Source organism: Nostoc sp. FACHB-280, from assembly GCF_014697615.1.
GTDB lineage: Bacteria > Cyanobacteriota > Cyanobacteriia > Cyanobacteriales > Nostocaceae > Nostoc_B.
The window spans coordinates 45,890-69,881 of sequence record NZ_JACJSD010000023.1; the positions used below are offsets into that span (position 1 = coordinate 45,890).

Here is a 23,992-nt window from a genome sequence, read left to right on the forward strand (position 1 = left end):
TCGAGCTTGTTTAGGATCAATATTTTCGGGAAAATCAGTATCTACCTCGAATATAGTAACTAATCCACTCCTACAGATAGTCAGATTTTTGAGCAATCACATTTGATTCTTATATCTGAATATCTGTAATTATCATGCAATCAATTAACCAGAAAATATATGCACTTGCTATTACCTAAAATCCAGAAAAGAATTTTTAAAAAAATTTATCAATTTCCTTTTTTAAAACATCAAAATGATGTTGCTTATCAGGAGGCAGTCAATCAACATCAACCCAATTTACCTCAAATCTCAAAAGATGATTTAGAACTAGTTGATAAAATTCATCATGAAGGTATTGCAGTTACTTCTTTAGATGCTTTAGGAATTACACATAATAATCAAATCCTGCAAACAGCCAAACATCTTGCTTCTCAAATCAAACCCGATATGAATAATATTCATAATCAATATGTTATTCATGCTACTCCACAACAAATAATGCAACATTCGGAAATTTTTCTATGGGGATTAGAACAACGCTTACTGAATATCACTGAGCATTATCTTGGTTTACCAGTCGCCTATCACGGTACATATTTTCGCCGAGATATCGCCAATAAATTAGAGCAAGGTTCTCGACGCTGGCATCTAGATCCCGAAGACCGCAAAGTATTGAAAATTATCATTTATGTCAATGATGTTTCTGAGAGCCAAGGGCCTTTTCAATATATCCCTATATCTTTTACAGAAAAGATAGTTCAATCTTTAAAATATAACTACGGTTATATTTCAAATCAAACAATGCAAGAAATTATTTCACCAGATAATTACCAATCTTGTATAGGAAGTGCTGGTACAGTCATTTTTGCAGGGACAGGTAGCATTTTCCATAGAGGCAAACCCCCAGAAACTTCCGACAGATTCACGATATTCTTTGATTACACTTCTCGCCGAAAACGTGAGCTATTTTATATTAATAATACTTTGCCACATCAAGATTTACTGCAACTCTCGCAAAATCTGAATATGCGACAAAAACAATGCCTATTTTGGCAAGATTACCTATTTTAAATTACTTTTTTTAGGTATCACATTCCTAATACCACTTTTAGCACCCATATTATCACCTTGATAACGAGGTATGATATGAATACTGGCGTGCATAATATTTTGTCCAGCTTCTCGATTAATATTCATGCCTACGTTAAAACCATCAGGTTTAAATTCTGTTTTGAGTAGCTCTTGAACTTTATTTACCATCAACCAACAAGCAGACTGTTCTTTAAAGGGTAATTCAAAATAATTACTTGTATGGCGTTTGGGAATAACTAAAACATGCCCTCTACTTACAGGATAACCATCGAAAATTGCATAAGCTGTGGCTGATTCTGTTAATAGTTTTAAATTTTTATAGGGATTGCAGAATATACAATTATTCGAGGAATTTCTTTGGTAATTATAGTGAGTATATTCATATACTTCTCGGCTTTCATCTAAGTAAATAGAATGAAACGGTAGCTTAACTACACATTGATAAGTTGGTTTTTTATGAACATAATGTTCTCTAAAACCTTGTCTTTTAATATCTCTTCTGACGACATAATAAGCTTTACCACCTGGCTTCAGCAGATGAGATACTTCCATTAAAACATTAGCTTGTTCTTCCGCAAACAAGACATTTAAAACATAAAAACAAATGATTGTATCAAATTTTCTATGAGGGTAATCAGGCAAATAATAAGGATCATATCCTGTAATATCAAAACCTTGTTCGCGTAACAATTTCACATCGTTACCAAAACCACAACCAAAATCTAGGATTTTTCCTTGCAGGAGGTTTTGATTTAAGAGAAATTTTGCCGGGAATGACAGGTATGTTCTTTCTATGGCTGTGAGATGACTGAATTGATTTTTTTGCTGCTGCATGAAATGACGATTTTTAGGTCATTCCTGTCTTAGCACAACTAATCATCAACTTGTTATTTAACTCACATCTTCAATAATCTTAAATAAGCAATAAAAAAGGATATGTAGCGTAAAATTACTTTACTATACATATCCTCGCTTTGCTTTATTTACTTAATAGCTAAAAGTTCTGAGACTACTGCATGTGCTAATACAACACTCGGATCACTTTGAAGCGCAGCATAGTATTTTCTCGCAAACTCATTACCAACCTCAGAAGGTACAATTAAACTGCGAGCATTGGCAATTAAATTCTGCACATCTTCTAAAGATATGGGTTGATCAGATGATAAAGTTTCATCAATCTGCACCACTAATTCAGAAATTTTATGTAGCCAAGCAAATTGCTCATCTGAAATTACAAGTTGAAAGAGTCGATTAGTCGATACTCTGCCATGAACTTGCTCATAGTTGATGCGTTCTGTATCTAGTAACATCCGGTGAAGATGGAGTAATTTATTTCGCAATTCACGCAGATATTGATGTTGATTGATTCGTCCGAGAAGTGTGTTGACTGTCAATGTAATCTATCCTCTTGTTAAGATATTTTAAGGAGCTAAAGTACTAGAGCCGCAGTTTGAGAATAGGTATAAAAGTTAAGATGAGTTAGATATTTAGGCTTAGACAGCAATCATCCTAGTTTTGTGAATTTAGAAGTTACTTTCTGCAAGCTGTCATGGAATTTACACTACTAGATATATTTCATATATGGTTAATCATAGATCAAATACCTGAAGCATAACAAATAGAGCTTACACTACTTTTATTTCGGGAAACCCTCGCTAAATTAAATAGGACGGTTTTTGTCAAGCTTGCAAATGAATATGGGAATAATCGAGCCTTACAGTAGCGGGTTTCTAGAAATTTTACCAGAGGGCGAATGCAGCGATTATTGGTTGATTGCAGGGATACACATCAATGGCGAAGTTTTCTGTCCGAGTCCACGCCTGTATCGTTCTGAACGGGTCGCCCTAGCAAGAGCCGCACAACTGTATGATTGGATAGTTGACCATCAGCAGCAAATTGTTGCGGGAGATTACTTTTGCTCACAGTTGAATTTATCCCTGTGGTATCAACCAAAAGTATCATGATGTTTGCTGAAGTTTGATGGCAATATTCATTATCGCTGAGATAATTCCATGAAATTGGCTAGTTTATAGACTACTCTCGCACCTACGTTGCCATCCCACTCTGCATCACCCACTTCACAAACATCAAAGCCAATAATTTTTCTACCGCTATTGACTAGTTCACGGAATATACAAAATGCTTGTTCTAGTTCCAAACCACCAGCCACAGGTGTACCTGTGTTGGGGCAAAGTTTTGGATCTAAACCATCAATATCAAAGCTAATGTAGACATATTCTGGCAAATGGTTGATAATTTCGCGGCATATCTCTATCCAGGTGGTGCCAGCATAAAGTTTTTGCTTGATGGCTGGGTCATAATAAGCAACAATACGACCATGAGATTGATCAATCATTTGCACTTCATCATGGCTGATATCACGTAAACCTACCTGGACTAATTTAGAGATTTGCGGTAGTTTCACAGCGTTAAACATGATAGAAGCATGAGAAAATTCAAATCCTTCATAACCATCGCGTAAGTCTGCATGTGCATCAATATGCAGAATGCCGTAGTTAGAATATTTAGTTGCCAGTGCTTGAAGATAACCTAATGGAGAACTGTGATCTCCACCAATAACTGCAACTTGCTTACCTTGATTGATGGCTGCTTGACACTGTGTAAATAACCACTGATTTACTTGTTGAGAAGCTTGATTAATTTCTGTGAGGATGGGAGTTAAATCGGGTATCTCTGTGAGGAGTTTACCTTCTGCCAGCCTTTCGATGATTTGCGCGGCTAGAGTGCGATAGTAATTATTTTTTTCTAAAATATCTTGAGGAATTTCCACCAAGAAAATTCCCTGTTTCCAACCTTCTGGGTTATCAAAGTCAAATAAATCCAGTTGCGTTGAGGCTTCGAGGATTCTTTGGGGGCCATTGGCTGTACCTGCACCATAGGAAACGGTGACTTCCCAAGGTACAGCAAAGACAATTAAGTTGGCTGACTCGTAATCAAAAGGCAAACCAAAGAGGTTGCCGTTAATTTCGCCGACACCACTGGGATTATAGTCTTGGAGTTGGTTTATCATCGATCGCCTGCTAGATTTACCTGGGTTGTCTGTATGTATTTTAGCGATCGCTCTTAACTATTCACCATTTTCTCTTTGATAAAATCCTAAAACTTTTGTAATTTCAGCGATTAACACACCAGCTTCAACAGGTTTAGGAACATAGCCTTGAAAGCCAGATAACAATGCGAGATGATAACTTTCTTCCGCAGTCAGAGAAGTTAAAGCAATAGCAGGTGTATGCTGTTTTTGCCAGAGTAACATTTGTCTGGCTTTACGAATTAGCGAATATCCATCCACTTTTGGCATCATAATATCAAAAATGAAAACATCAAATTTCCGATTTTTGATTAACTTGAGTGCTTCTAAAGCTGATGTTGCTGTTGTGATTTGCATCCCATAAGTTTCTAAAATAAACGTTGTCAAAAGCAGACTATCGTCGCTATCGTCAACTACGAGAATTTGCAAACCACCTAAAGATTGGTAATTTTTTATCTCATCTTGGAGATGTGGATCTTCGTAATTATTTGTCATGATTAGCTGTGCCTCCCTAGTTGGCCTGATCAATTACGGAGGATTTCCCAGTAGTAGTCAGCCGCAAACTGACACTACTGGGCAACTGTAATCAAGCTACCATGACATCACAGCACAAACCAAATAACACATAAACTCATCAGACCTACCGTCTGGTGGGAATATACAAACCAAGCCTACGTTTGGCTTTGTCGTTGCCGATAGGCTAGGCAGGCTAATTATATGCTTGTGCAAATTGATTTGGTATGATTTCTGTATTCTGAATACTGATGATGACTGTTTGATTAAGACAAAGAATATCCTGTGGTATTTTTCACAAACTGCAAGACTTTTTGATAGGAATCTGGGTTATTGGAGGGGTTGATAACAATAGGGATAGTGCCATCTGGCAACCAAAAAGTTATCCTGCCATTGGGTTCTTGACAAAAAGAACTAATGCAATGGAGGTTAACTACATATTCATTTTTGCCATCAATAATTTTTACCCAGTGACCACTGTCTACTTCGACATCAGTAACTTGTTCGAGATATTTGAGAACTTTTTGATAGTCTTCTAAATTATTTTGAGGATTAATGACAATTGGAATGGCGCTATCAGGCAACCAAAAGGTAACTCGGCCGTTCTTTTCATAGCAAAAAGCATTTACACGGTCAAAATTAATCACATATTCTTTCCTCTCGTAAAAGATTTTCATCCAGTACGGCACAACATCTCCTTAAGTCCAATGTGGAAAAATGATGCTAACCCTGTATAACAAAATATCTCTGTCCTAAGTCAATGTTGGTTTGGGTAAATTCAAAACTCAAGTTTGAGTGAGTTAAGAAACTTCTACAGGTGTTTGTAGATTAGTATTAGGGTAGTTAAGAGCGATCGCCGCCTGCATAAATCCCTCAAATAAAGGATGAGGATTGCTAGGACGCGATTGAAACTCTGGATGAAATTGGCAAGCAATAAAGAACGGATGATTGGGAAATTCGACAATTTCCACTAAGCGGCCATCAGGAGAAGTGCCACTAATTACATAGCCAGATTCTAACAGCAGCTTACGATAAGCATTGTTGAATTCATATCTATGTCGGTGCCGTTCATAAATTACGTCATCTTGATAAAGCTTCCCAGCTAAAGTATTAGGCAGAATGTGACAAGGATATAAACCCAAGCGCATTGTCCCGCCTAAATCAACTACGTCCTGCTGTTCTGGCAAGAGGTTAATGACTGGATTAGTTGTATCAGGGTCAAATTCAGCACTATTAGCATCTGAAAAACCGCCGATGTTTCTAGCCCATTCAATGACAGCACATTGCATTCCTAAGCATAAACCCAAAAATGGGATATGGTGATCGCGGGCATATTTGATAGCAGCAATTTTACCATCTACTCCTCGTGTTCCAAAACCACCAGGAACTAGTACACCGTCCACGCCTTCCAAATAATTTTCGGCTGGTTCCGTTTCTAAGATTTCTGAGTTTATCCATCGCAAGCGCAAATCAGCGTGGGTGGCGATGGCTGCATGGCGTAAAGCTTCTACTACAGACAAATAAGCATCACTTAAGCGCACATATTTACCCACAATGGCAATTTCCAAAGTCCGCTTCGGACTGTATAGCCGTTCTACCATTGTCCGCCACTGAGTTAAATCAGGTGTGCGTTGTTCCATTTGCAGTAGTGCTAATGCTTGTTCTGCCAAGCCTTCCCGTTCTAGAATCAGTGGTACTTCATAGATACTCAAGGCATCTTGAGAAGTAATCACACATTTTTCTGGTACATCACAGAATTCAGATAATTTTTGCTTTAACCCTGCGGGGATCGGGCGATCGCTCCGACAAACTAAAATATCTGGTTGAATGCCAATGGATCTCAGTTCCTTCACAGAATGTTGTGTTGGCTTTGTTTTCATTTCTCCAGCCGAAGCAATATAAGGCAACAAAGTGACGTGCATATACAACACATTCTGCCGTCCCACTTGCTTACGCAACTGGCGAATTGCTTCCATAAACGGCAGAGATTCAATATCTCCTACCGTACCACCAATTTCCGTAATCAATACATCAGGATTGGTATCTTTAGCAACCAATGTGATTCTGTCTTTAATTTCGTTGGTAATATGGGGAATTACCTGAACTGTGCCACCATTGTAGTCACCACGTCGTTCTCTGTTAATGACAGCTTGGTAAATTGAGCCTGTTGTCACACTGTTGAGACGTGACATTAAGGTATCGGTAAAGCGTTCGTAATGACCCAAATCTAAATCTGTTTCTGCCCCATCTTGGGTAACAAAAACTTCCCCATGCTGAAAAGGACTCATCGTACCGGGATCGATATTAATATAGGGGTCTAATTTTAAAATTGACACCGAATAATCCCGTGATTTGAGCAAACGTCCTAGACTTGCTGCTACAATTCCCTTGCCGATACTGGAAACTACACCTCCAGTTACGAAGATAAACTTAGTCATAGTAATTTTGTATTTCTCTCTTGCGCCTTCTCAAAATACATCCCGTAATTGTGCCACAGGCACTGTCGTGAAATCTTCTGTGATTTGTTGTGAAAAAATTTATTGCATTAGTCTTATTCGGTTTAATTGCTACCTCCTCTGTTGCATTAGCAGATTCATCTCTTATTGTTGTTTTTCCACCACCTAACCACCAAACCAGTACGGAAAAAATATTTTTTTTGGGTACAGCCCCAAATAATGGACAAGTACTAATTAATGGTAAGGTAGTTAACCGCAGTCAATCCGGGCATTTTGCTCCGAGTTTCCCGTTACAATTGGGAGAAAATCTTTTTACAGTCCGTCACAAAAATCAAACTGTTCAGATAAAAGTGACAAGGCAGGCAACTGTACCTGTTGTGCCACAGGGCTTAGAATTTGCTCCAGGTTCTCTGACTCCAGCAGGGGATATTGCTAGACTACCAGGGGAACTGATTTGTTTTAGTGCAGTTGCCCCATTTAATGCTAACGTCTCTGTAAACCTCGCTAATCAAACTGTTGCCCTAGCACCACAACCCCAACAAGTACAACTACCTAGTAATTTGGCAGCCCTTACGGGCAGAAACCAACCTAATTCTCAGCCAATTGCTGGCAAGTATGCAGGTTGCACGACGGTGCAGAAACCTGACTCTGAATCTTTCAGCCTGCTTTACGGTAACAACATCATTTCTGCTGCTATTGTCCCAGATGCTAATCAACAGATAGATTTAGGTCAACCTCAGTTTAAACTGACGCTGAATGGTCAGACAATTACTCAACCAGGAACTGGCAAAATAGCAATTCTCTCCCCAACGCAGTTACCTGTTGCTGAAGTGATAGTAGATGCAGGTGTAGCCCGCACTGGCCCCAGCACCGATTATTCCCGACTGACACCACTACCGAAAGGAACACAAGCTACAGTCACAGGGAAAGAAGGTGAGTGGTTGCGCTTAGACTACGGTGCTTGGATTAATAGCAAGGAGACTCGCATTTTACCGGGTGCAATTCCGCCACGCACAATTATTCGGAGTGTCGGATATCGTCGGCTGATTGATACTACAGAGATAGTTTTTCCCCTACAATTTCCTGTACCTGTGAGTGTGCAGCAAAGTGATCAGACTTTGACTCTGATACTTTACAATACCACTGCCCAAACAGATATTGTGCGTTTAGATGATGACCCTGTGATTTCTCGCCTTGATTGGCAACAGCTGATTCCGGGACAGGTGCAGTACACCTTTAACCTCAAACAATCGCAACAGTGGGGATATCAACTGAGATATGAAGGTACGACCCTGGTTTTAGCTTTACGCCATCCGCCTGCCCTGGAAAATCGGCGAAGTAAGCCTTTATCTGGTATGAAGATTCTACTTGATCCGGGGCATGGTGGTAAAGAATCTGGTGCATCTGGCCCGACAGGATATTTAGAAAAAGATGTGAATTTGGCAGTGGCGAAGTTGCTGCGCGAGAATTTGGTTGAATTTGGTGCAACAGTAGTGATGACAAGAGATGTTGACAAAGATGTGTCTTTACCAGAGCGTCAAGCAATTATCACTCAAGAAAAACCTGCGATCGCACTTTCTATTCATTACAATTCTTTACCCGATGACGGCGACGCTGAAAATACCAAAGGAGTTGGGATGTTTTGGTATCATCCCCAAGCTCATAACCTAGCAGTATTCATGCACAACTATCTAGTTAAAAAACTCAATAGACCTTCTTACGGAGTGTTTTGGAATAACTTGGCCTTAACTCGACCAGCCGCAGCACCATCAATACTCATGGAATTAGGTTTTATGAGTAATCCCAATGAATTTGAATGGGTAACAAATTCTCAAGAACAGCAAAAATTAGCCAAAGCTTTAGCTGAGGGAATTGTTGAATGGTTTAACAGTGTTAAACAGAAATAGGATTTACACACCAAGATTTGCTGTAGAGACTGGGTGTATGGGATTAAGGGTAAAAAGAAGAATCTTGAATACCTACACCTTTAAACCCCCGCACCCTTACACCCATTCTTCAAAGACGTAAGTCCTAGTTACTGCTATGAGATTTGCGAGCAAAATCTAGTAAACGCATTTGCATCAACAAATAATAAAATGCGGTAAACATAGCTAAAGAAAAAATTTGTCCGCCCCAGCCACTATGCCAAAAATCAAATGATTGCCCATCCCAATAAGCAACAGAAATTGCCAGCAATGTAATGCGGGCTGTGTTGAAGGCAAAAGCAATCACACATCCCAATAAACTTACGATTAATATCTGCCGGCTTTTTAGTCTGTAAGCTATACCTATTAACAGACTAGTCATCAACATCAACACCATTAAATCAAATCCGTTACAGCCCCATCCTATATTGACGCTACCTGTAGGTAAGTTCACCCATGTTCCATCTATATTGCTGGGATAACCCATAGCGTGAAGTGCTAAATTCACATTCCAAGCTTGAATTTGATCCATTGTTCTTTCAGGAGTCAAGGCTTGCCATATATATCCTGGTAAAACATTAATGCCTGGATAGATACTAAAAATTATTAAAAAAATTGGGCGTAGATAGTATTTAAAGAACTTGATTCCCCAAGTGCTAATCACAATACCTAATAAAATACCTAACCAGACTAATGCCTGTTTCCACCCTTTATCCAGACTGAAAGGAAAAAACAAAACTCCACACCCTATCAAAATCTGACCTAATCTTCGCTGAAGATTGGTAGCACTTAATTTCGCAAGTTTAATTTTATTCTGCCATAACTCTTGTAATGCTAAATAAACGGCAGTAATAGTTAATAATGGAAATGTACTACCACCAATTAAGAACTGTATTAGTGTTTTTAACCAAAAAAAGAAGTAATAGTTAAAACCCACAATCAAACCACAAAAAATAATTAGATTATGTTTTTTACTCATAGGGATAACTATTTACTTTTATCTGTATTTAAGTCATCTATTACATATTTATTTGTTTCTGCTCTTGTCGATGTTTACGTATTAAACCTAATCCAAAAGCAGTTAGTCCTGGTATTAATAAGGGAACAGGAACTTCTTTATAGTTAGATGGGTGCTTTTTACCGTTTGGTGTGTCTTTCTTGGAGCCACCTATATTTACTTGTATCGGATTATTTGGGTTATTAGCATAGGTAGCACCATCAACTAAATTTTTGCTTTTGGGACTGTTGGAATTCTTATTCCATGTAGGCCAGGGTATAAAACCTAAAAGCCATTGAATTTCCATAGATTTTGAATCTCTTAAACCATTATGTTCAGTTTGATTTATACTTTCTTGAGCTAGTACATTATTTGGCGCAACCAATATCACACCTGTAGCAATCAATGTAGCGATCGCCATACTTGCATATACAGTTTTAACTTTCATAAAATTATTATTCTCCCAAAGAATGTTTACAGGATAAATCTCTGCAATTTGTGATCATTGCAGCAATTACGTACCAGCTATAAGTCATCCATTTGATTCGGAAAATTCTTAGTTGGCAATTATTTTTATTAGAAGCACAAAATATTTTTTATTAGAAGCACAAAATATTTTTTGCTTAGACTTAAGAGCTAATTCATATAATGAAATATTAAGAAAACTCAAATAATTACTAGCATTGGGTTTGAGGGAATAAATACTTAATTTAAACCCTTACTAGATAATTATTGAAATTGAGTTTATCAATTAGCTCTAACTTTATAGATGAATTTTAACTCCGCAAAGTTCCTACCTTATAAGTCAAGTCTAAAGTATTTTGGGTAATGTTTATTCGTTTTTTTACTAACCTTCAACATTTCTCTACAAATTTTCACCTAAATATGAATGGGTGTTCATCCATCTGTAGATATAAGGTGATACCCATTCTCTAGACATACTTTTGTAGATGCTAGTAGTTAACGCTTGAGTCAAGCAATTACTCGCTCATCATCAATCAACGCTGATATTTGCTAACTGCTACAGCCATCAATTTTATTGAGAAAAACTTTTATGAATCAGCAGTATGCTGATTGATGGGTTGCTGAATTTGCTCAACAGACAAACTTAACAGTTCTGCTATCTGTTCTACAATCAAAAATTACAAGTTTGGTTGATGCTAATATATAGCGTATTTCCTAACTGCCAAACCCAGTGAATTGAAGTATATATGGTTCGTGAAATGCCAAAATAATATCTTGTTTAGGTATTCCCATTTCCACTAATCTATTTGCAATTCCTTCTTCAGTACCATCATGTTGAATCCAAATTTTCCCATCTTTAATATCAAGATGTAAAATGCAGCCAAAATTGCGTTTATTTCCTCGCCAACCAACATAAAGTAATTGATAATGCTCTTGCCGCTAGTCAAAGATTGTCTGTACTTCATACTCTTCGACATTGCGTTTAATTGAGACTCTTTGTTGCCGTTTTGAAAGAAGATGTCGAAATATATTGCCGATATTTTTCTACAGCCATTGACGTTTAAAATACCTTACCACGCTGTCCACCGTGCAGAATCGGCATTGTAAACAGCCCCCAAGCCAAACCTGTAATTAACCCAAAGGGTGTAACCAGATAATTATTAAAATCCCATAAGCCAAAAATTTGCGCTGCTAATTCCAACGGGTAAGCCATCATCAACACACTAGCGAAAGCAGCACCGTTCCAACCATATTGACTTAACCAATAAAAACCTTTACCGCCAGTCACAGCATACAGCAGGCGGGTAACTAACAAACCTGTGACAGTGCCATAACAGCGCATACAAACAGCCATGATAAATGGGGGTGCTAAATCTAAGCCCATTTCTGGTTGCGGACATACATGATTTCCCATGAAATAGATGATGTTCGCAATACCCCCAAGTAACCAGACTCCAGACGCAGCTAAGAAAGGCGCGACTGGCGGGCCGAAAACCATCCCCGCCAGCAAAAAATCAGCAATAAAACTGACCCAATTAACTTGCAACTCTCTTGTGAAAGCTACTCTAATCATTCCTCTGCGCCCTCTGCGTCTCTGTGGTTCGTCTTTTAACCTACCACCGCACGATAAGGACTTGTCAACTTATCAAGCTGCTGGATTAACAAACTGAGGAATAAACCCACATCTGTAACCACACCAACTGATTCAATCGAACCGCGATCGCTCAATTTAGTCACCACAGCCGGGTTAATATCCACACAAACCATTTTCACACCAGATGGGGTCATATTCCCCACGCCAATCGAGTGCAGCATCGATGACAACATTAAAATCATCTCTGCACCTTCAAGATGTTTGGCATATTCTTCCTGTGCTTTAATCAAATCCATTTGGGTATCAGGCAAAGGCCCGTCATCCCGAATGGAACCAGCCAAGACAAACGGCACGTTATTGCGGACGCATTCATACATCACACCGCTATTAATTGCCCCTGCCTCGACAGCCTTGGCAATGCTGCCATGACGACGAACGCTATTAATTACCTTTAGGTGATGGCGATGTCCACCACGCACTGCAACACCCCGCTTCATATCTACACCCAGGGATGTCCCCATGATATTCTGCTCGATGTCGTGGACTGCGATCGCATTTCCGCCCAGTAAAGCTTGTACATAACCTTCTCGAATCAAGCGAGAAAGATGTTCACCGCCGCCAGTATGAATCACCACAGGGCCAGCCGTGACAACTACTTTACCGCCAGCATCGCGGATTTTACGTAATTCCCAAGCGACTTGTTCCACCACCAATTCGACGCGGCGTTCGCTGGAAACCCCGGCGGACATAAAGCTGAATTCTTGGGCGTTGCGTTGTTCCCGTGATTCGGTTTTGCGGATGGTGCGGATACCAAGTACATCGACAACTACCTGTTCCCCCACTTCCAAATCCCGCAGAATTTTACATCTTGCTACTATACCATTAGCACTTTGAGTAATGGCGATCGCACCGTCCATCCGTTGATTTTCTACCTTCACCCATTGCCCGTTTATCCGCACCTCTGTGGGATAAATGGTGCTGACGTAGAAATCATCAGGGGCGACACCAGCCATAATCACAGGTTCCAGTTTCGCATCCCGTTCATCTTGGGGTAAGTCTACCGCACCCAAATCAATTAACAGAGAGATGATTTCTTCCATCACCTCGTGAGATGGTGCTGATACTTTGACTTCAGCCGCAGAGGTACTTTGGCGCTGTTCTCCCAAGTTGAAATTCAATACTTGGAAGCTTCCACCTGTATCAACAATCAAATCTAGGGCGCGGTTAATTAAACCAGAATCTAGTAAATGTCCTTCTAAACGAATAATCCGACTTTCGACAGAAACATTGGCATGAACTTCGTCGCGGACTGGTTCTGTCACCCGTAAAGTGAGACATTTAGCTGCACCACCAGCTTTGAGAAATTCGGTGAGGGGTGTTTCTAGAACTCGAAAACCAACTTCTGCCAAGCGAGATTTTAAAGCATCGCTGGCTTTATTCATAATCACGATACTCTCAACATTCACTGCATTGCAAGCGAAGTTAACAGCATCGGCTTCAGCAAGGGCTATGCGCTTTTCTGGGGCGACGCGCATTTCAATTAAGCGGTTGGAGTAAGAATCAAACGCGCCGGGATAATACAGTAAATAGCCATTCGCTAAGGGACAAAAGCAAGTATCTAAGTGATAGAACCTGTCATCAATTAAACGCAGAGATAACACTTCAATATCCAGCCACTTGGCCAGATATGGGTGCGAATCTAATTCAGAACGGAAACCATATCCCGCCCATAACCAACGCCCTTCTCTGTCTAGAAGTGCATCACCCGCGCCTTCAAATGGTAAATCTTTGGGCAGTTCATATACTTTATAACCATTTTCCTCAAACCATTGTTTGAAATATGGTTCTTCTCCCTGGCGTTCTTTGTGTAAAAAGCGGCTGAGAACGACGTTTTCCCCCAGAACTAAACCAGCGTTGGCGGTAAAAACTAAATCAGGCCAGCCTTTTTGCGGTGTAACTAAATCTACAATGGCATGTTCTTTGAGAATTTGATATAAACCCTGCCACTGTTCAACAGCGCGATCGCGTGAGGATTTGTGAATATTCCCTTCCATCCAAGGATTAATCACATAATCTACATCATAGTGGTCAGGAGGACACATTAAAAAGCGAATCCGGGAATTCATAAAAATCTTACTAGCGTTATAGATGCTACAAACCTAATTTGGGTATAGTGTCAAATCCGCTACTAAACCTCTACCTTGAGATAGTTGAAGGATTTACAAAGGCTTTACACGGAAAGACCAAAGTTACGGCAGTGCGATTCCGTGTTATTCTAGCGCCATTTAGTACGAATGACGCAGATGAGTGATCTAAAAATTACAATCGATCATCAACCCGATGCAAAAGATATTCGTACTGTCATCAGCCATCTGGTGGAATATAACAACAGTCAAACACAGCCAGATGTACACGAGCCTTTAGCTATTTGGGTGCGAGATGCTGACAGTACTATTGTGGCTGGATTAATTGGTAAAACAAATTGGGAATGGCTGTATATTTCGCATCTTTGGGTTTCCGAAACACTGCGAGGTCAAGGATATGGCAGTAAAATGATGCTAGAGGCTGAAAAAACAGCGAAACAACGCGGTTGTGGCAACGTATACCTAGATACCTTTAGTTTCCAAGCCTTGGGTTTTTACCAACGTCTCGGCTATCAAATATTTGGTGTTCTAGAAGATTTTCCCCCCGGTCATCAGCGATATTTTTTAGCAAAAAAGCTCTAAAGCCATTACTAGTGTGACTTTGAACTCCTGCCTTCTACTACAACTTCCTACCGCCGCCAACTGGAGATAAACCCAAGGGGCCACGAGTGACACCCAACTGATTTTGTAATTGCAACTCTCGCCAAAGTTGAGAACCAGAAATTTCGCCTTGGAGTAGCTGACGGTAACGCTGTATAGTTTTTGTCACTTGTTCTGGTGTTTCATTGACAAACTCAATGCGGAAATGACGTAACCCCAGTTCTACCAGACGCTGTACGTATTCGGCTCCAGTTTGGGCTGTACCATTAAATACGGTGTTTCGACAACCGGCATCGGCTTGGAGGATGTGTTCACTACCAACGCGATGTCTATCGACAAGCCGCTTCGCGTCTACGCGTAATTTCACTTCATGTTGCTCACAAGGTCTGCCACAGTTGGTATAATCAGTACCTTCCGAAAGAAAAGCACAAAAAACACAATGTTCCATGTGAAACATTGGTATGCGCTGGTGAATTGTCACCTCAAACCATTGTGGTGGACAACTGCTCAGTAAGTCTTCTAATTGATTAATATTTAAATCGTAGGATGCAGTTAGTCTTTCTAAACCAAAGTGCTGCTGATAATAATCTGCTGTTAAAGGGTTAGCAACGTTGAGTGAGAAATCGCCAACGCATCTATCTGCACCAAAGAATTGTAACTGATCATAATTACGCACCAGATAACCATCAGCATTTGCCGCCCGTACTTGCTGTAAAATCCAGTTTTCCCCAGGTTTGGTAATGCGGGGAGGTGCAACCCATATTTGAGGGGAGTGGGGAGTGGGAAATTGATGTACTAGTTCTACGGCTTGGCGGTAGGTGCGGGGGTCTTCAAATTCACAGTAGAGAGTTTCCACACCAGTATTCAAGGCGGCTTGGAGTTGCTTGAGGTTGCGGACTAGAACTATGAGTGCGGGAGATGTGGGAGATGGGGGAGAGATAGCCGGAAGTAAGTTTTGTAAAGATACATCCGAACGCAATTCCCAGCGTTTGGGTTGACTGCGTAACTCTTCTAACTGGGCGACAATTTCTCGACGCATCCGGTTTAACTCACTCACGGGAACCATGACAGCGCCCTGGAGATGATTAGTTAAAGTTCCCAAACAAAAGGGAGTGTTACCCAAACGACCGAACTGTTCTCGCAAACGGTCTGTATCTAAAGGTTTAGTGTGCGCCTCGACTAGTGCGATCGCAGATTCTACTTGTACGATATTACCAAGTTCATCGCGGGCGATCGCTATCAATAATTGCCCAACTTCGCCATAAATTTCCAACGATATCGGACGCTGAAATTGCGGGTTGTCACCAGCAAAACTTTGACGCAGTTGTTTATCCAATTCGGGGTCGCTGGTTTTCCACACCTTATCACCCACATGCACCCGGCGGAAGTTGAGGCTATCTTTGCCAAAAGTGAGTATAACTTCCAGACCTTTGGGTGTCACCGTATAAACTCGACCGCCTTCTTCCTTCGCCTCTGGATGACCGCAGTCAAATACAATTCCGTCTCCTGGTTTGACTGGTGCTTCTAACTTAATCGTCACCTGTTCGTGACGAACACGGGTAACTTCACCCAAATAAACCCCGCGCTTCTTCCCAAACCGCGCATGAACTAATTCTTGATTATTAATTCCCTTAAACCAGCCAGTATATAGCCCACGGGAAAACGCCATTTCCAAGTTGTATTGTTCTTGACCTCTCCCCCAACCCCTCTCCGAAGCGGAGAGGGGAATCTTATTTCCCCCTTCCCTGGGAGGGAAGGGGGTTAGGGGGTTAGGTCTTTCCAACTCCGCCATCACCTTATCTAAAGCTTCTCGATAAACGCGGGTGACATTTGCAACATATTCCGGTGCTTTCAACCGCCCTTCAATCTTGAGACTAGTTACCCCAGCCTTGACCAAATCTGGTAATACATCTAACCCTGCCAAATCTTGGGGACTGAGTAAATATTTGCGTTCCTGCAAATCAACAATTTCACCATCAACGATTAAATCATAAGGCATCCGACAAGCTTGGGCGCACTCACCCCGATTTGCCGAACGTCCACCCAAAGCTTCACTCGTCAAACACTGACCAGAATAGGCGACACACAAAGCACCATGAACAAAAACTTCTAATGGTAAAGTAGTTGCTTGTTGAATTTTCTGAATTTCTTTAATAGAACATTCCCGCGCCAGCACTACCAACTGACAGCCGAGAGATTTAGCAAATTCCACTCCAGCCGCACTGGTGATAGTCATCTGAGTGGAAGCATGGATAGGAAAATCTGGTGAGAGGTGACGAATCAGACGACAAATACCGACATCCTGCACAATTACCGCATCTACCCCAGCCGCAATAATTGTGCGGAGATATTGCTGTGCCTCGGCTAATTCTTGCGGAAATATCAGGGTATTTACAGTAACATAGCCTTTTACACCCCGCAGGTGTAAAAACTGCATCAATTGCGGTAAATCAGCTTCAGTAAAATTTTGCGCCCGCATTCTGGCGTTAAACCTATCTAAACCAAAGTAAATCGCATCAGCCCCATTTTCAACAGCAGCCTTAGCACATTCCCAGTTACCTGCTGGCGCAAGTAGTTCAGGACGTTGAAAAGAAGTTTGTGGGTTTTGTGTGCGATCGCTTTTCATCAGGCTGAGATAGATTTAAATATCACCATAGCGATTCTATCAATAAAAACTTGCAGCGATAGATTCCCCGATTGGGCGGTATTTGGTGGGTTAGCCAGTTTTTATCTTGCGGCACCATCTCGCAGTAGCGATGATAAAGTCAAATATATGTGGAAGTGGGAACTATGACTCAAACCCTACCCAAGTTAGCAACCTTTGAACAATTTATTGATTGGTATCCCTCAAACGGGGTGCAATATGAGCTACATCAAGGAGTTATTGTTGAAATGCCGCCCCCAACAGGTGAACACGAAAATGTTGTTGGATTTTTAGCAGCACAGATTACTTTTCAGTTTTTACAAATGGGACTTCCGTTTCGCATTCCCAAAACTGCCTTGATCAAAATTGAGGGCAATAACTCAACCTATTCTCCCGACATTTTAGTATTAAATCACGACAATCTTGTGAATGAACCTCTGTGGAGCAAGCAATCGACTGTGATTCAAGCTGCATCTGTACCAATTGTTATCGAAGTCGTTAGCAGCAATTGGCGAGATGACTACTACGACAAGTTCAGAGATTACGAAGAAATGGGAATTCCTGAGTATTGGATTGTGGACTATGCTGCACTCGGTGGCAAAAGATTTACTGGTAATCCTAAACAACAAACTATTACCATTTGTAATTTAGTTGATGGAGATTATCAAATGACTGTGTTTAGGGGCAATGATGTGATTATCTCGCCTTTATTTCCCCAACTCAAATTGACAGCACAACAAATTTTTGATTCGGCTTTGTAAGCTGGCGCATCATACAGGCTAATTATATTGTCACGCAAATTGCTCAGTTTTTAGTTACAGTCGCATCCTTGTGACTAGCAGAAGGACGGCGAGTGGCGTATTTTTTCATTAATTCTTTGACTTGAGTAGCTACTAATGGATGTGTATCTTGTTGTAATTTTGGCAGGATTTCTAAAAGCACGCGATGGGAAACTGCATTTAAATATGCGATCGCAGCTTCGCGCACAAAGCCAGTAGGATGACGTAAAGCTAGTAAAATTTCGTGACTAGTTAAGCGAATGCGGCTAACTTGCGCCAAATGCAAACAGCAGGCTAAACACCAATCAGACAGGAAATTATCTAAACTTAGCATTCTCCGCAATCGTTCACTGACTGGCATTGGTTCATATTTTACCAATTCGGCTTCTACGAGATAATGCAGTTTTTCTTGGTGCGATCTCTTATCTAAAATATTCAACAACAAAGATTTGACGGGCAGTGTCACTGTATGCTCTAAAATTTCTAAACCCCGTGCAATGTTCACCCCAGAATTAGACCTTAAATTAAAGGCGGCGGCTTGCATTTTTTCTGCTGGATAAAGCAATTTTAACAGCAACAATAACCGTTCTCGTCCATCAATTTCTAGTTCTAACAACGCTTTTTGTAATAAATCACAAACAATTGCGGCTCTTTGGGATGTGGCATAATTATCGAGAGTTTGTGGTTTTTGTAAGTCCAAATAAGCAGCGTAAATTTCTCCTAAAAACTTCAACTCTTGGTCTATTAAAGTTTCGACTCGTGTTTGATAAAAACGGTCTACTCGGCTGTTAGTTTCTGGTTGTTTTTGGACTTTGAGTAAACTACGCAAAATTTGATATCTCGTTGCACCCCAAGATTTTTCTAAATGTAACCACAGGGCTTCTGTTGCTTGTAGGGTAGGAATTTGGGCTATTGTTCGCCACGCATACATCCGTACTATTTCCGGCTTATAAGTATCCGTCGCCAAATGCAACAGCATATCCAAAGCATCATTTTCCAGTTTGGCTAAGGCACGCATCGCCGTGGTGCGAGTTGATTTATAGTAGAGTGCGGCAATTAAGGCGGAATAGTAATCTTCTAAGCGAGTGGCTGCAATCATTTCCAACACAGCACAGCGCACCCGCAAAGATTCATCCTGCAACAAATTCGGGATATGAATCCGCAAGGCTTGGAGGTATATTGTTTCTCTGAGGGCTTTGACTCCATTAATGCGTTCTCTTTCTTGTTTATGGGTCAACATTCTTTGCAGAGTTTTGGTGGCTGCTACCTTTTGAATTGGCGTTCCCTGACGCAAAATTAAAGCGGCTGCGGTAGCGCGAATCAAAGAATGGTGTCGCGCCTGTAAATATTCTTCTAATTGACTCAAGTTAGGATTGTCTTCCGCCAGCCACACATAACGCAACGCCAAAGCCAGCACTTCTGGATCAATTTTTTCTGGGGGCTGTTCAATTACCAACCGCACATCCCCAGCATAAGCAGGATTCGCCCCACCAATAAACATTACTTCCAAACTTTGGCGCTGCAATTCTGGTGGTAGCTTTAACAGCAGTGGGGCTAAAACTTCGGCGGCTCCATGTGGGTCAATTTGTGCTAAAAGTTCAATACAAGAATGTTTATCTGTGGTACTGCCCTTTTCGCCTAAAGCTTTGACTACCCCTTGTTTAAAGATACGCAAGCCAACATTAGAAGCACTTAGTTCTCCCCGTTCGGCACTTAAAACTAACAAATCAACATAACGCGATCGCAGTACCCAAACCACCCTTAAACAAGTAGCAGCCGCCAATACTGTTTCACCCACAAATACCCATTCTTGTAAACCAGGGGGAACAAATCGATTACACACGAACAAAGTCGCCAAAATCAGTAATCCCGCTCCACCTGTCGCAATGGCTTCGGCTGTTCCCCCAGATAATGCTTGTGCGTGGCTGCGTAGCCGTTCGGGAATGGGTTGGTATAAAACTGGCCCACTACTCACAACAAAGGTGTAGCGTAGCAATTCATCGCAGAATTTTAACCCGACCAATCCCCAAAAAATGCCATAGGAATGCAAAGCCGGGAATATATTTAATAAAGCGATCGCCGCAGGAACAACGAAACCAACACTAATTGGTAAAAGTGCAGCTGTGAAAAATACACCGATTCTTTCAATCAGGCGGCTAGAAACAAACCATTGAGTTCCTAACTCACATAAACCGACAATTCCGCCAAATATACCTAAAAAACTAGCAAGGTCGCGATCGCCTAAATTAGATTTCAGTTCGCGGAGATATTGAAAATCAACCAACAATCCAATAACTTGTAACAGCCCCACAAAGGCAAATAACTGCCATGTATAGCGGCGTAGGGGCGCTTGAATCCGCCGATATCGCGAAGCTTGTTCATGGGGAACTTGACGTTGCGGTGCATCAGGAAAAGCGGTGCGATATTGGTTACTTAAATAAGCTAAGATAGCTGACCCTAAAACAATCAATACACAAGCAATCAGGATCACCTTCTCTAGTTTGACGAATTGCAAAATCCACGGCAAACTAAAGCCACTCATCACATCCGCTACTAATAAGCCACTGCTAACTAGTGGGTAAGTACGTTTAATTTCACGGATATTGAAAATTTGATTAGCAACAATAGAGGTGTTGAGGTCGTTAACTACATAAAGTCCATCGACCCACAGTCGCAGGATGAATACTAAAATTACGGCTACATAAGAAAGATGTAATCCTTCACGCAATAATACCAAGAACATCAGCGGTACAACCATACAAGGTGCGATCGCTACTACCACCCAGCGCAACGGAAAAATCTTTTGTAACCAAGAATAAACAAAAACTAACCCTGCACCCATCGCCGCACTAGCAATGTACATCCAAGGTAACGGCCCTGCACCATATTGATCTAAAAACAGTGCTACCGTACTATCCTCAGCCCATCGCAACCCAATAGATACAGTTGTGTAAAAGGCAAACATAATCAAAGTTCGTTCGCCTTCCTCTGGCCGCAGATTTACCCACTGTAGCAGTCGTGAAACAAAACCTTTATTAACAACCAACGAGTAATTTTTCAGTTCCATGCAGTTTAGCTTTCTGATATCACCCTGCAACAATTCAATTGAAAATTGCACTCAGCACCTAAAAAGCAAGAGTCCTGAGCAACTGAGTATTATGTTTCCCACTCAGCTCTCAGGACTATCAATTTTTGATAAACTTCTGTGACCTTTAGGTCTTTATGCTATTGTTTACAGTGAATTATCCGTTGTGTTTCGCAAAGTTAAAGGTTACTTTTTGGGCGAAATCAGCATCATCATATTTCTCCCCTCTTTTTTCGGTGCTTGCTGCACTTCACCAAAGGGTTCTAAGTCTGTCGCCATACGCTTGAGTAAATCTTCGGCTAAGTCACTGTGTTGAATTTCCCGACCCCGAAACATGACAGTCGCTTTAACTTTATCACCGTCCTTCAAGAAACGCTCTGCTTGTTTCACACGCACGTTATAGTCGTGTTCCTCAATTTTGTAGCGCATCTTTACTTCCTTGACATCGGCCGTGTGCTGCTTCTTCCGGGCTTCCCGCGCCTTCTTCTCTTGTTCAAACTTGTATTTCCCGTAGTCCATAATTCGGCAAACTGGCGGGTCAGCCTTATCACTCAGCAGCACTAAATCTAGCTCTTTTTCTTCAGCTAATTGCAGTGCTTCCTGAGGAGTGATAATTCCTAATTGGGAGCCATCAGTATCAATGACTCTAATTTTAGGGAAGCGGATTCTTTCGTTGATTTGGGGCAGATCGCGAGTTCTTTTTTTCTCAATCACAGGCATTATGATTTTTGGAAGCTCTCTTTTTAGAATGTGGTTTGGTTTTGCTTGGTATGCCTCAGAAGCACAATACTTAAAATAACTGAGGACTTAACAACGGGTTTTGGACTCAAGAGTAACTAATCTATAGCCTAGTTACTAATGGCTGTATTTGTCATTCTACTCATAATGAAGAGAATTTCTCTGCAATAGTTAACTTAAATTACACAATTAAGCGCAGTGTTATCCATTTTAACAATTATTTTCTCGATTATTGACAAATTGGTATAAATATACATTTGTTAGAGTGAGGGTGTAGGGGCTAGGGGTTAGAGGCTAGGGCGTGGCTTAATAAATACAGTTGTCCCATCAATCCTTATACCCTTACACTCTCTCATCCCTTAACTTCCTAGTCCCCAGCCCCTAGCCCCTAACTACTTTCTACGGAGGTAAACTTGACAACAGCGATACACTGGCAGCAACGAGTTGGTAATCAACGAGATTGGGTTTGGCGAGGTTGGCAAACGCGTTATACCTACATCCGCCCTAGTAACACAGACCTTAATTCAACGCCTTTGATTTTGCTACATGGGTTTGGTGCTTCCATTGGGCATTGGCGACATAATTTAGAAATTTTAGGTGAATGTCATACAGTTTATGCTTTAGATATGCTGGGCTTTGGCGCTTCCGAAAAAGCCCCAGCCAATTACAGCATTGAACTCTGGGTTGAACAGGTGTATGAGTTTTGGAAAGCATTTATCAGAAAACCTACTGTATTGATAGGTAATTCTAATGGTTCATTAATTTCTTTGGCGGCGGCGGCGGCTCATCCTGATATGGTGCAGGGAATTGTGATGATGAGTTTACCTGACCCATCATTAGAACAAGAAGCCATACCCCCGATTTTGCGACCATTGGTCAAAACTATCAAAAATATTGTGGCTTCCCCATTGATATTGCAGCCAGTATTTAAGTTTGTGCGTCAACCCAGCGTCTTGCGGCGCTGGGCGAGTTTGGCTTATGCAAATCCCGAAGCTATTACCGATGAACTAATCGAAATTTTAGCTGGCCCTCCCCAAGATAGAGGTTCGGCGCGGGCTTTTAGTGCCTTATTTAAAGCGGCGATCGGTGTTAATTTTAGTCCTAGTGTCAAAGCTGTATTGCCAACATTAACAATTCCAATGCTGTTAATTTGGGGACAAAAAGACCGATTTGTACCGCCTATATTGGCTAGTCAATTTGCTCAATACAACGAAAAATTAGAACTACTCAATTTAGAGAATGTTGGGCATTGTCCCCATGATGAGTGTCCTGAACAAGTCAACCAAGTTATTTTAGATTGGATGACTCGTTGTTTTGGCGATCGCCAGCCATAAAATTAAGGCAGCATATTTAGCCTATCTGAACTTGGTTGGTGTCAACGTTTGTGGCTCCATTCACAGTACGAGCAACAGAAACCATTTTATTCAGAATTTCTTGGCTAGGGACTTTGCCTTTAAGAACCACAGTACCACCAGTCTGAGCCACCCATAGCGTATCTACATCATCAAGCTGCTGGTCTTGATCAAATGCTAATGCAACACGCTTGGCTAAACCACTTTGGTCATATTCGCCATTCAAGCCAATCCGTTCTGGGGGGATAGATTGAGTTGCTGTTGGTGCAGCAGTAGCAGCTTGTGGTACTGCTTGTGGAGCAGGATTAACTTGGGCATTTTGTGGTTTTTCTAAGCCAAATAATCTTTTTAACCAACCCATAAGTACTAATCTCCGATGAAAATTCCATAACATTATGAAGATAAAGGGTTTTGTTCATCATCTTCATCTGTCAAGGAAAAGATTTGTCTTCATCAGGCTTGCCACTTTGGGTATGATTTACCGAAAACTTCTTTGTAGAGCGTGTAGTGAGTGCAGGTATAAGTTTAAAATAGAAAATCACACTTATCAAAACATTTAGTTTAACAGTACGTGTAG

20 protein-coding genes and 1 pseudogene are annotated in these 23,992 nt (G+C 41.0%); 6 read left to right on the forward strand and 15 right to left on the reverse strand.

Features of this window, described 5'->3' with window-relative positions:
• Positions 1 to 159 precede the first annotated feature (159 nt).
• Positions 160 to 1,053, forward strand: a complete 894-nt coding sequence (locus H6G75_RS17770) for a 2OG-Fe(II) oxygenase (RefSeq protein WP_190981342.1) — start codon at positions 160 to 162, stop codon at positions 1,051 to 1,053.
• Here H6G75_RS17770 and H6G75_RS17775 read toward each other — a convergent pair.
• Both H6G75_RS17775 and H6G75_RS17780 read right to left on the reverse strand, forming a co-directional pair.
• A complete protein-coding gene (locus H6G75_RS17775) occupies positions 1,045 to 1,908 on the reverse strand; it encodes an HIT family protein (RefSeq protein WP_190981343.1) in 864 nt (287 codons plus the stop codon). The two genes, H6G75_RS17770 and H6G75_RS17775, sit on opposite strands and share 9 nt — an antisense overlap.
• A gap of 149 nt (positions 1,909 to 2,057) precedes the next feature.
• Positions 2,058 to 2,468 carry a hypothetical protein gene (locus H6G75_RS17780; protein WP_190981344.1) on the reverse strand — a complete coding sequence of 137 codons (411 nt, stop codon included), beginning with the start codon at positions 2,466 to 2,468 and terminating at the stop codon, positions 2,058 to 2,060.
• A 297-nt stretch (positions 2,469 to 2,765) separates the two neighbouring features.
• Here H6G75_RS17780 and H6G75_RS17785 point away from each other — a divergent pair, with 297 nt between their 5' ends.
• Complete coding sequence (locus tag H6G75_RS17785) at positions 2,766 to 3,038, forward strand: hypothetical protein (RefSeq protein ID WP_190676126.1); 273 nt, start codon at positions 2,766 to 2,768, stop codon at positions 3,036 to 3,038.
• A 29-nt stretch (positions 3,039 to 3,067) separates the two neighbouring features.
• On the opposite strand, the gene speB is transcribed toward H6G75_RS17785, so the two are convergent.
• The 4 genes from speB to H6G75_RS17805 form a co-directional block, all read right to left on the reverse strand.
• Positions 3,068 to 4,105, reverse strand: a complete 1,038-nt coding sequence (speB, locus tag H6G75_RS17790) for an agmatinase SpeB (protein WP_190981345.1) — start codon at positions 4,103 to 4,105, stop codon at positions 3,068 to 3,070.
• A 57-nt stretch (positions 4,106 to 4,162) separates the two neighbouring features.
• Complete coding sequence (locus H6G75_RS17795) at positions 4,163 to 4,618, reverse strand: response regulator (RefSeq protein ID WP_190981346.1); 456 nt, start codon at positions 4,616 to 4,618, stop codon at positions 4,163 to 4,165.
• A 284-nt stretch (positions 4,619 to 4,902) separates the two neighbouring features.
• Positions 4,903 to 5,325, reverse strand: coding sequence for a hypothetical protein (locus tag H6G75_RS17800; RefSeq protein ID WP_062290840.1), 423 nt, complete (start codon positions 5,323 to 5,325; stop codon positions 4,903 to 4,905).
• Between the two features lie 111 nt (positions 5,326 to 5,436).
• A complete protein-coding gene (locus tag H6G75_RS17805) occupies positions 5,437 to 7,074 on the reverse strand; it encodes a CTP synthase (RefSeq protein ID WP_190981347.1) in 1,638 nt (545 codons plus the stop codon).
• An 89-nt stretch (positions 7,075 to 7,163) separates the two neighbouring features.
• On the opposite strand from H6G75_RS17805, the gene H6G75_RS17810 reads away from it, so the two are divergent.
• Positions 7,164 to 8,999: an N-acetylmuramoyl-L-alanine amidase gene (locus H6G75_RS17810; RefSeq protein WP_190981348.1), complete on the forward strand. Its 1,836-nt coding sequence runs from the start codon at positions 7,164 to 7,166 to the stop codon at positions 8,997 to 8,999.
• Between the two features lie 124 nt (positions 9,000 to 9,123).
• On the opposite strand, the gene crtC is transcribed toward H6G75_RS17810, so the two are convergent.
• The 5 genes and pseudogenes from crtC to H6G75_RS17835 form a co-directional block, all read right to left on the reverse strand.
• On the reverse strand, positions 9,124 to 9,996 hold the full coding sequence (crtC, locus tag H6G75_RS17815) for a cyanoexosortase C (protein WP_190981349.1): 873 nt from the start codon (positions 9,994 to 9,996) through the stop codon (positions 9,124 to 9,126).
• A 40-nt stretch (positions 9,997 to 10,036) separates the two neighbouring features.
• Positions 10,037 to 10,462: a hypothetical protein gene (locus H6G75_RS17820; protein ID WP_190981350.1), complete on the reverse strand. Its 426-nt coding sequence runs from the start codon at positions 10,460 to 10,462 to the stop codon at positions 10,037 to 10,039.
• Positions 10,463 to 11,193: 731 nt separating this feature from the next.
• A pseudogene (locus tag H6G75_RS17825) lies at positions 11,194 to 11,533 on the reverse strand (XisI protein).
• Between the two features lie 6 nt (positions 11,534 to 11,539).
• The gene (locus H6G75_RS17830; RefSeq protein WP_190981351.1) at positions 11,540 to 12,052 is read right to left on the reverse strand and encodes a DUF2085 domain-containing protein; all 513 of its coding nucleotides are present in this window, start codon (positions 12,050 to 12,052) and stop codon (positions 11,540 to 11,542) included.
• A 35-nt stretch (positions 12,053 to 12,087) separates the two neighbouring features.
• Positions 12,088 to 14,199, reverse strand: coding sequence for a TIGR00300 family protein (locus H6G75_RS17835; protein ID WP_190981352.1), 2,112 nt, complete (start codon positions 14,197 to 14,199; stop codon positions 12,088 to 12,090).
• Positions 14,200 to 14,376: 177 nt separating this feature from the next.
• Here H6G75_RS17835 and H6G75_RS17840 point away from each other — a divergent pair, with 177 nt between their 5' ends.
• Entirely contained in the window at positions 14,377 to 14,799 is a 423-nt protein-coding gene (locus H6G75_RS17840; protein ID WP_190981353.1) for a GNAT family N-acetyltransferase, read from the forward strand.
• Positions 14,800 to 14,836: 37 nt separating this feature from the next.
• On the opposite strand, the gene H6G75_RS17845 is transcribed toward H6G75_RS17840, so the two are convergent.
• Positions 14,837 to 17,443, reverse strand: coding sequence for a U32 family peptidase (locus H6G75_RS17845; protein WP_190981354.1), 2,607 nt, complete (start codon positions 17,441 to 17,443; stop codon positions 14,837 to 14,839).
• 164 nt (positions 17,444 to 17,607) lie between these two features.
• Between H6G75_RS17845 and H6G75_RS17850 the strand changes: the two genes are divergently transcribed.
• On the forward strand, positions 17,608 to 18,222 hold the full coding sequence (locus H6G75_RS17850) for a Uma2 family endonuclease (protein WP_190981355.1): 615 nt from the start codon (positions 17,608 to 17,610) through the stop codon (positions 18,220 to 18,222).
• Positions 18,223 to 18,265: 43 nt separating this feature from the next.
• On the opposite strand, the gene H6G75_RS17855 is transcribed toward H6G75_RS17850, so the two are convergent.
• A complete protein-coding gene (locus H6G75_RS17855; protein WP_190981356.1) occupies positions 18,266 to 21,307 on the reverse strand; it encodes an MFS transporter in 3,042 nt (1,013 codons plus the stop codon).
• 204 nt (positions 21,308 to 21,511) lie between these two features.
• On the reverse strand, positions 21,512 to 22,045 hold the full coding sequence (infC, locus tag H6G75_RS17860) for a translation initiation factor IF-3 (protein ID WP_015111888.1): 534 nt from the start codon (positions 22,043 to 22,045) through the stop codon (positions 21,512 to 21,514).
• Positions 22,046 to 22,476: 431 nt separating this feature from the next.
• Here infC and H6G75_RS17865 point away from each other — a divergent pair, with 431 nt between their 5' ends.
• On the forward strand, positions 22,477 to 23,397 hold the full coding sequence (locus H6G75_RS17865; RefSeq protein ID WP_190981357.1) for an alpha/beta fold hydrolase: 921 nt from the start codon (positions 22,477 to 22,479) through the stop codon (positions 23,395 to 23,397).
• A gap of 16 nt (positions 23,398 to 23,413) precedes the next feature.
• On the opposite strand, the gene H6G75_RS17870 is transcribed toward H6G75_RS17865, so the two are convergent.
• Entirely contained in the window at positions 23,414 to 23,776 is a 363-nt protein-coding gene (locus tag H6G75_RS17870; RefSeq protein ID WP_190981358.1) for a BON domain-containing protein, read from the reverse strand.
• Between the last annotated feature and the right edge of the window lie 216 nt (positions 23,777 to 23,992).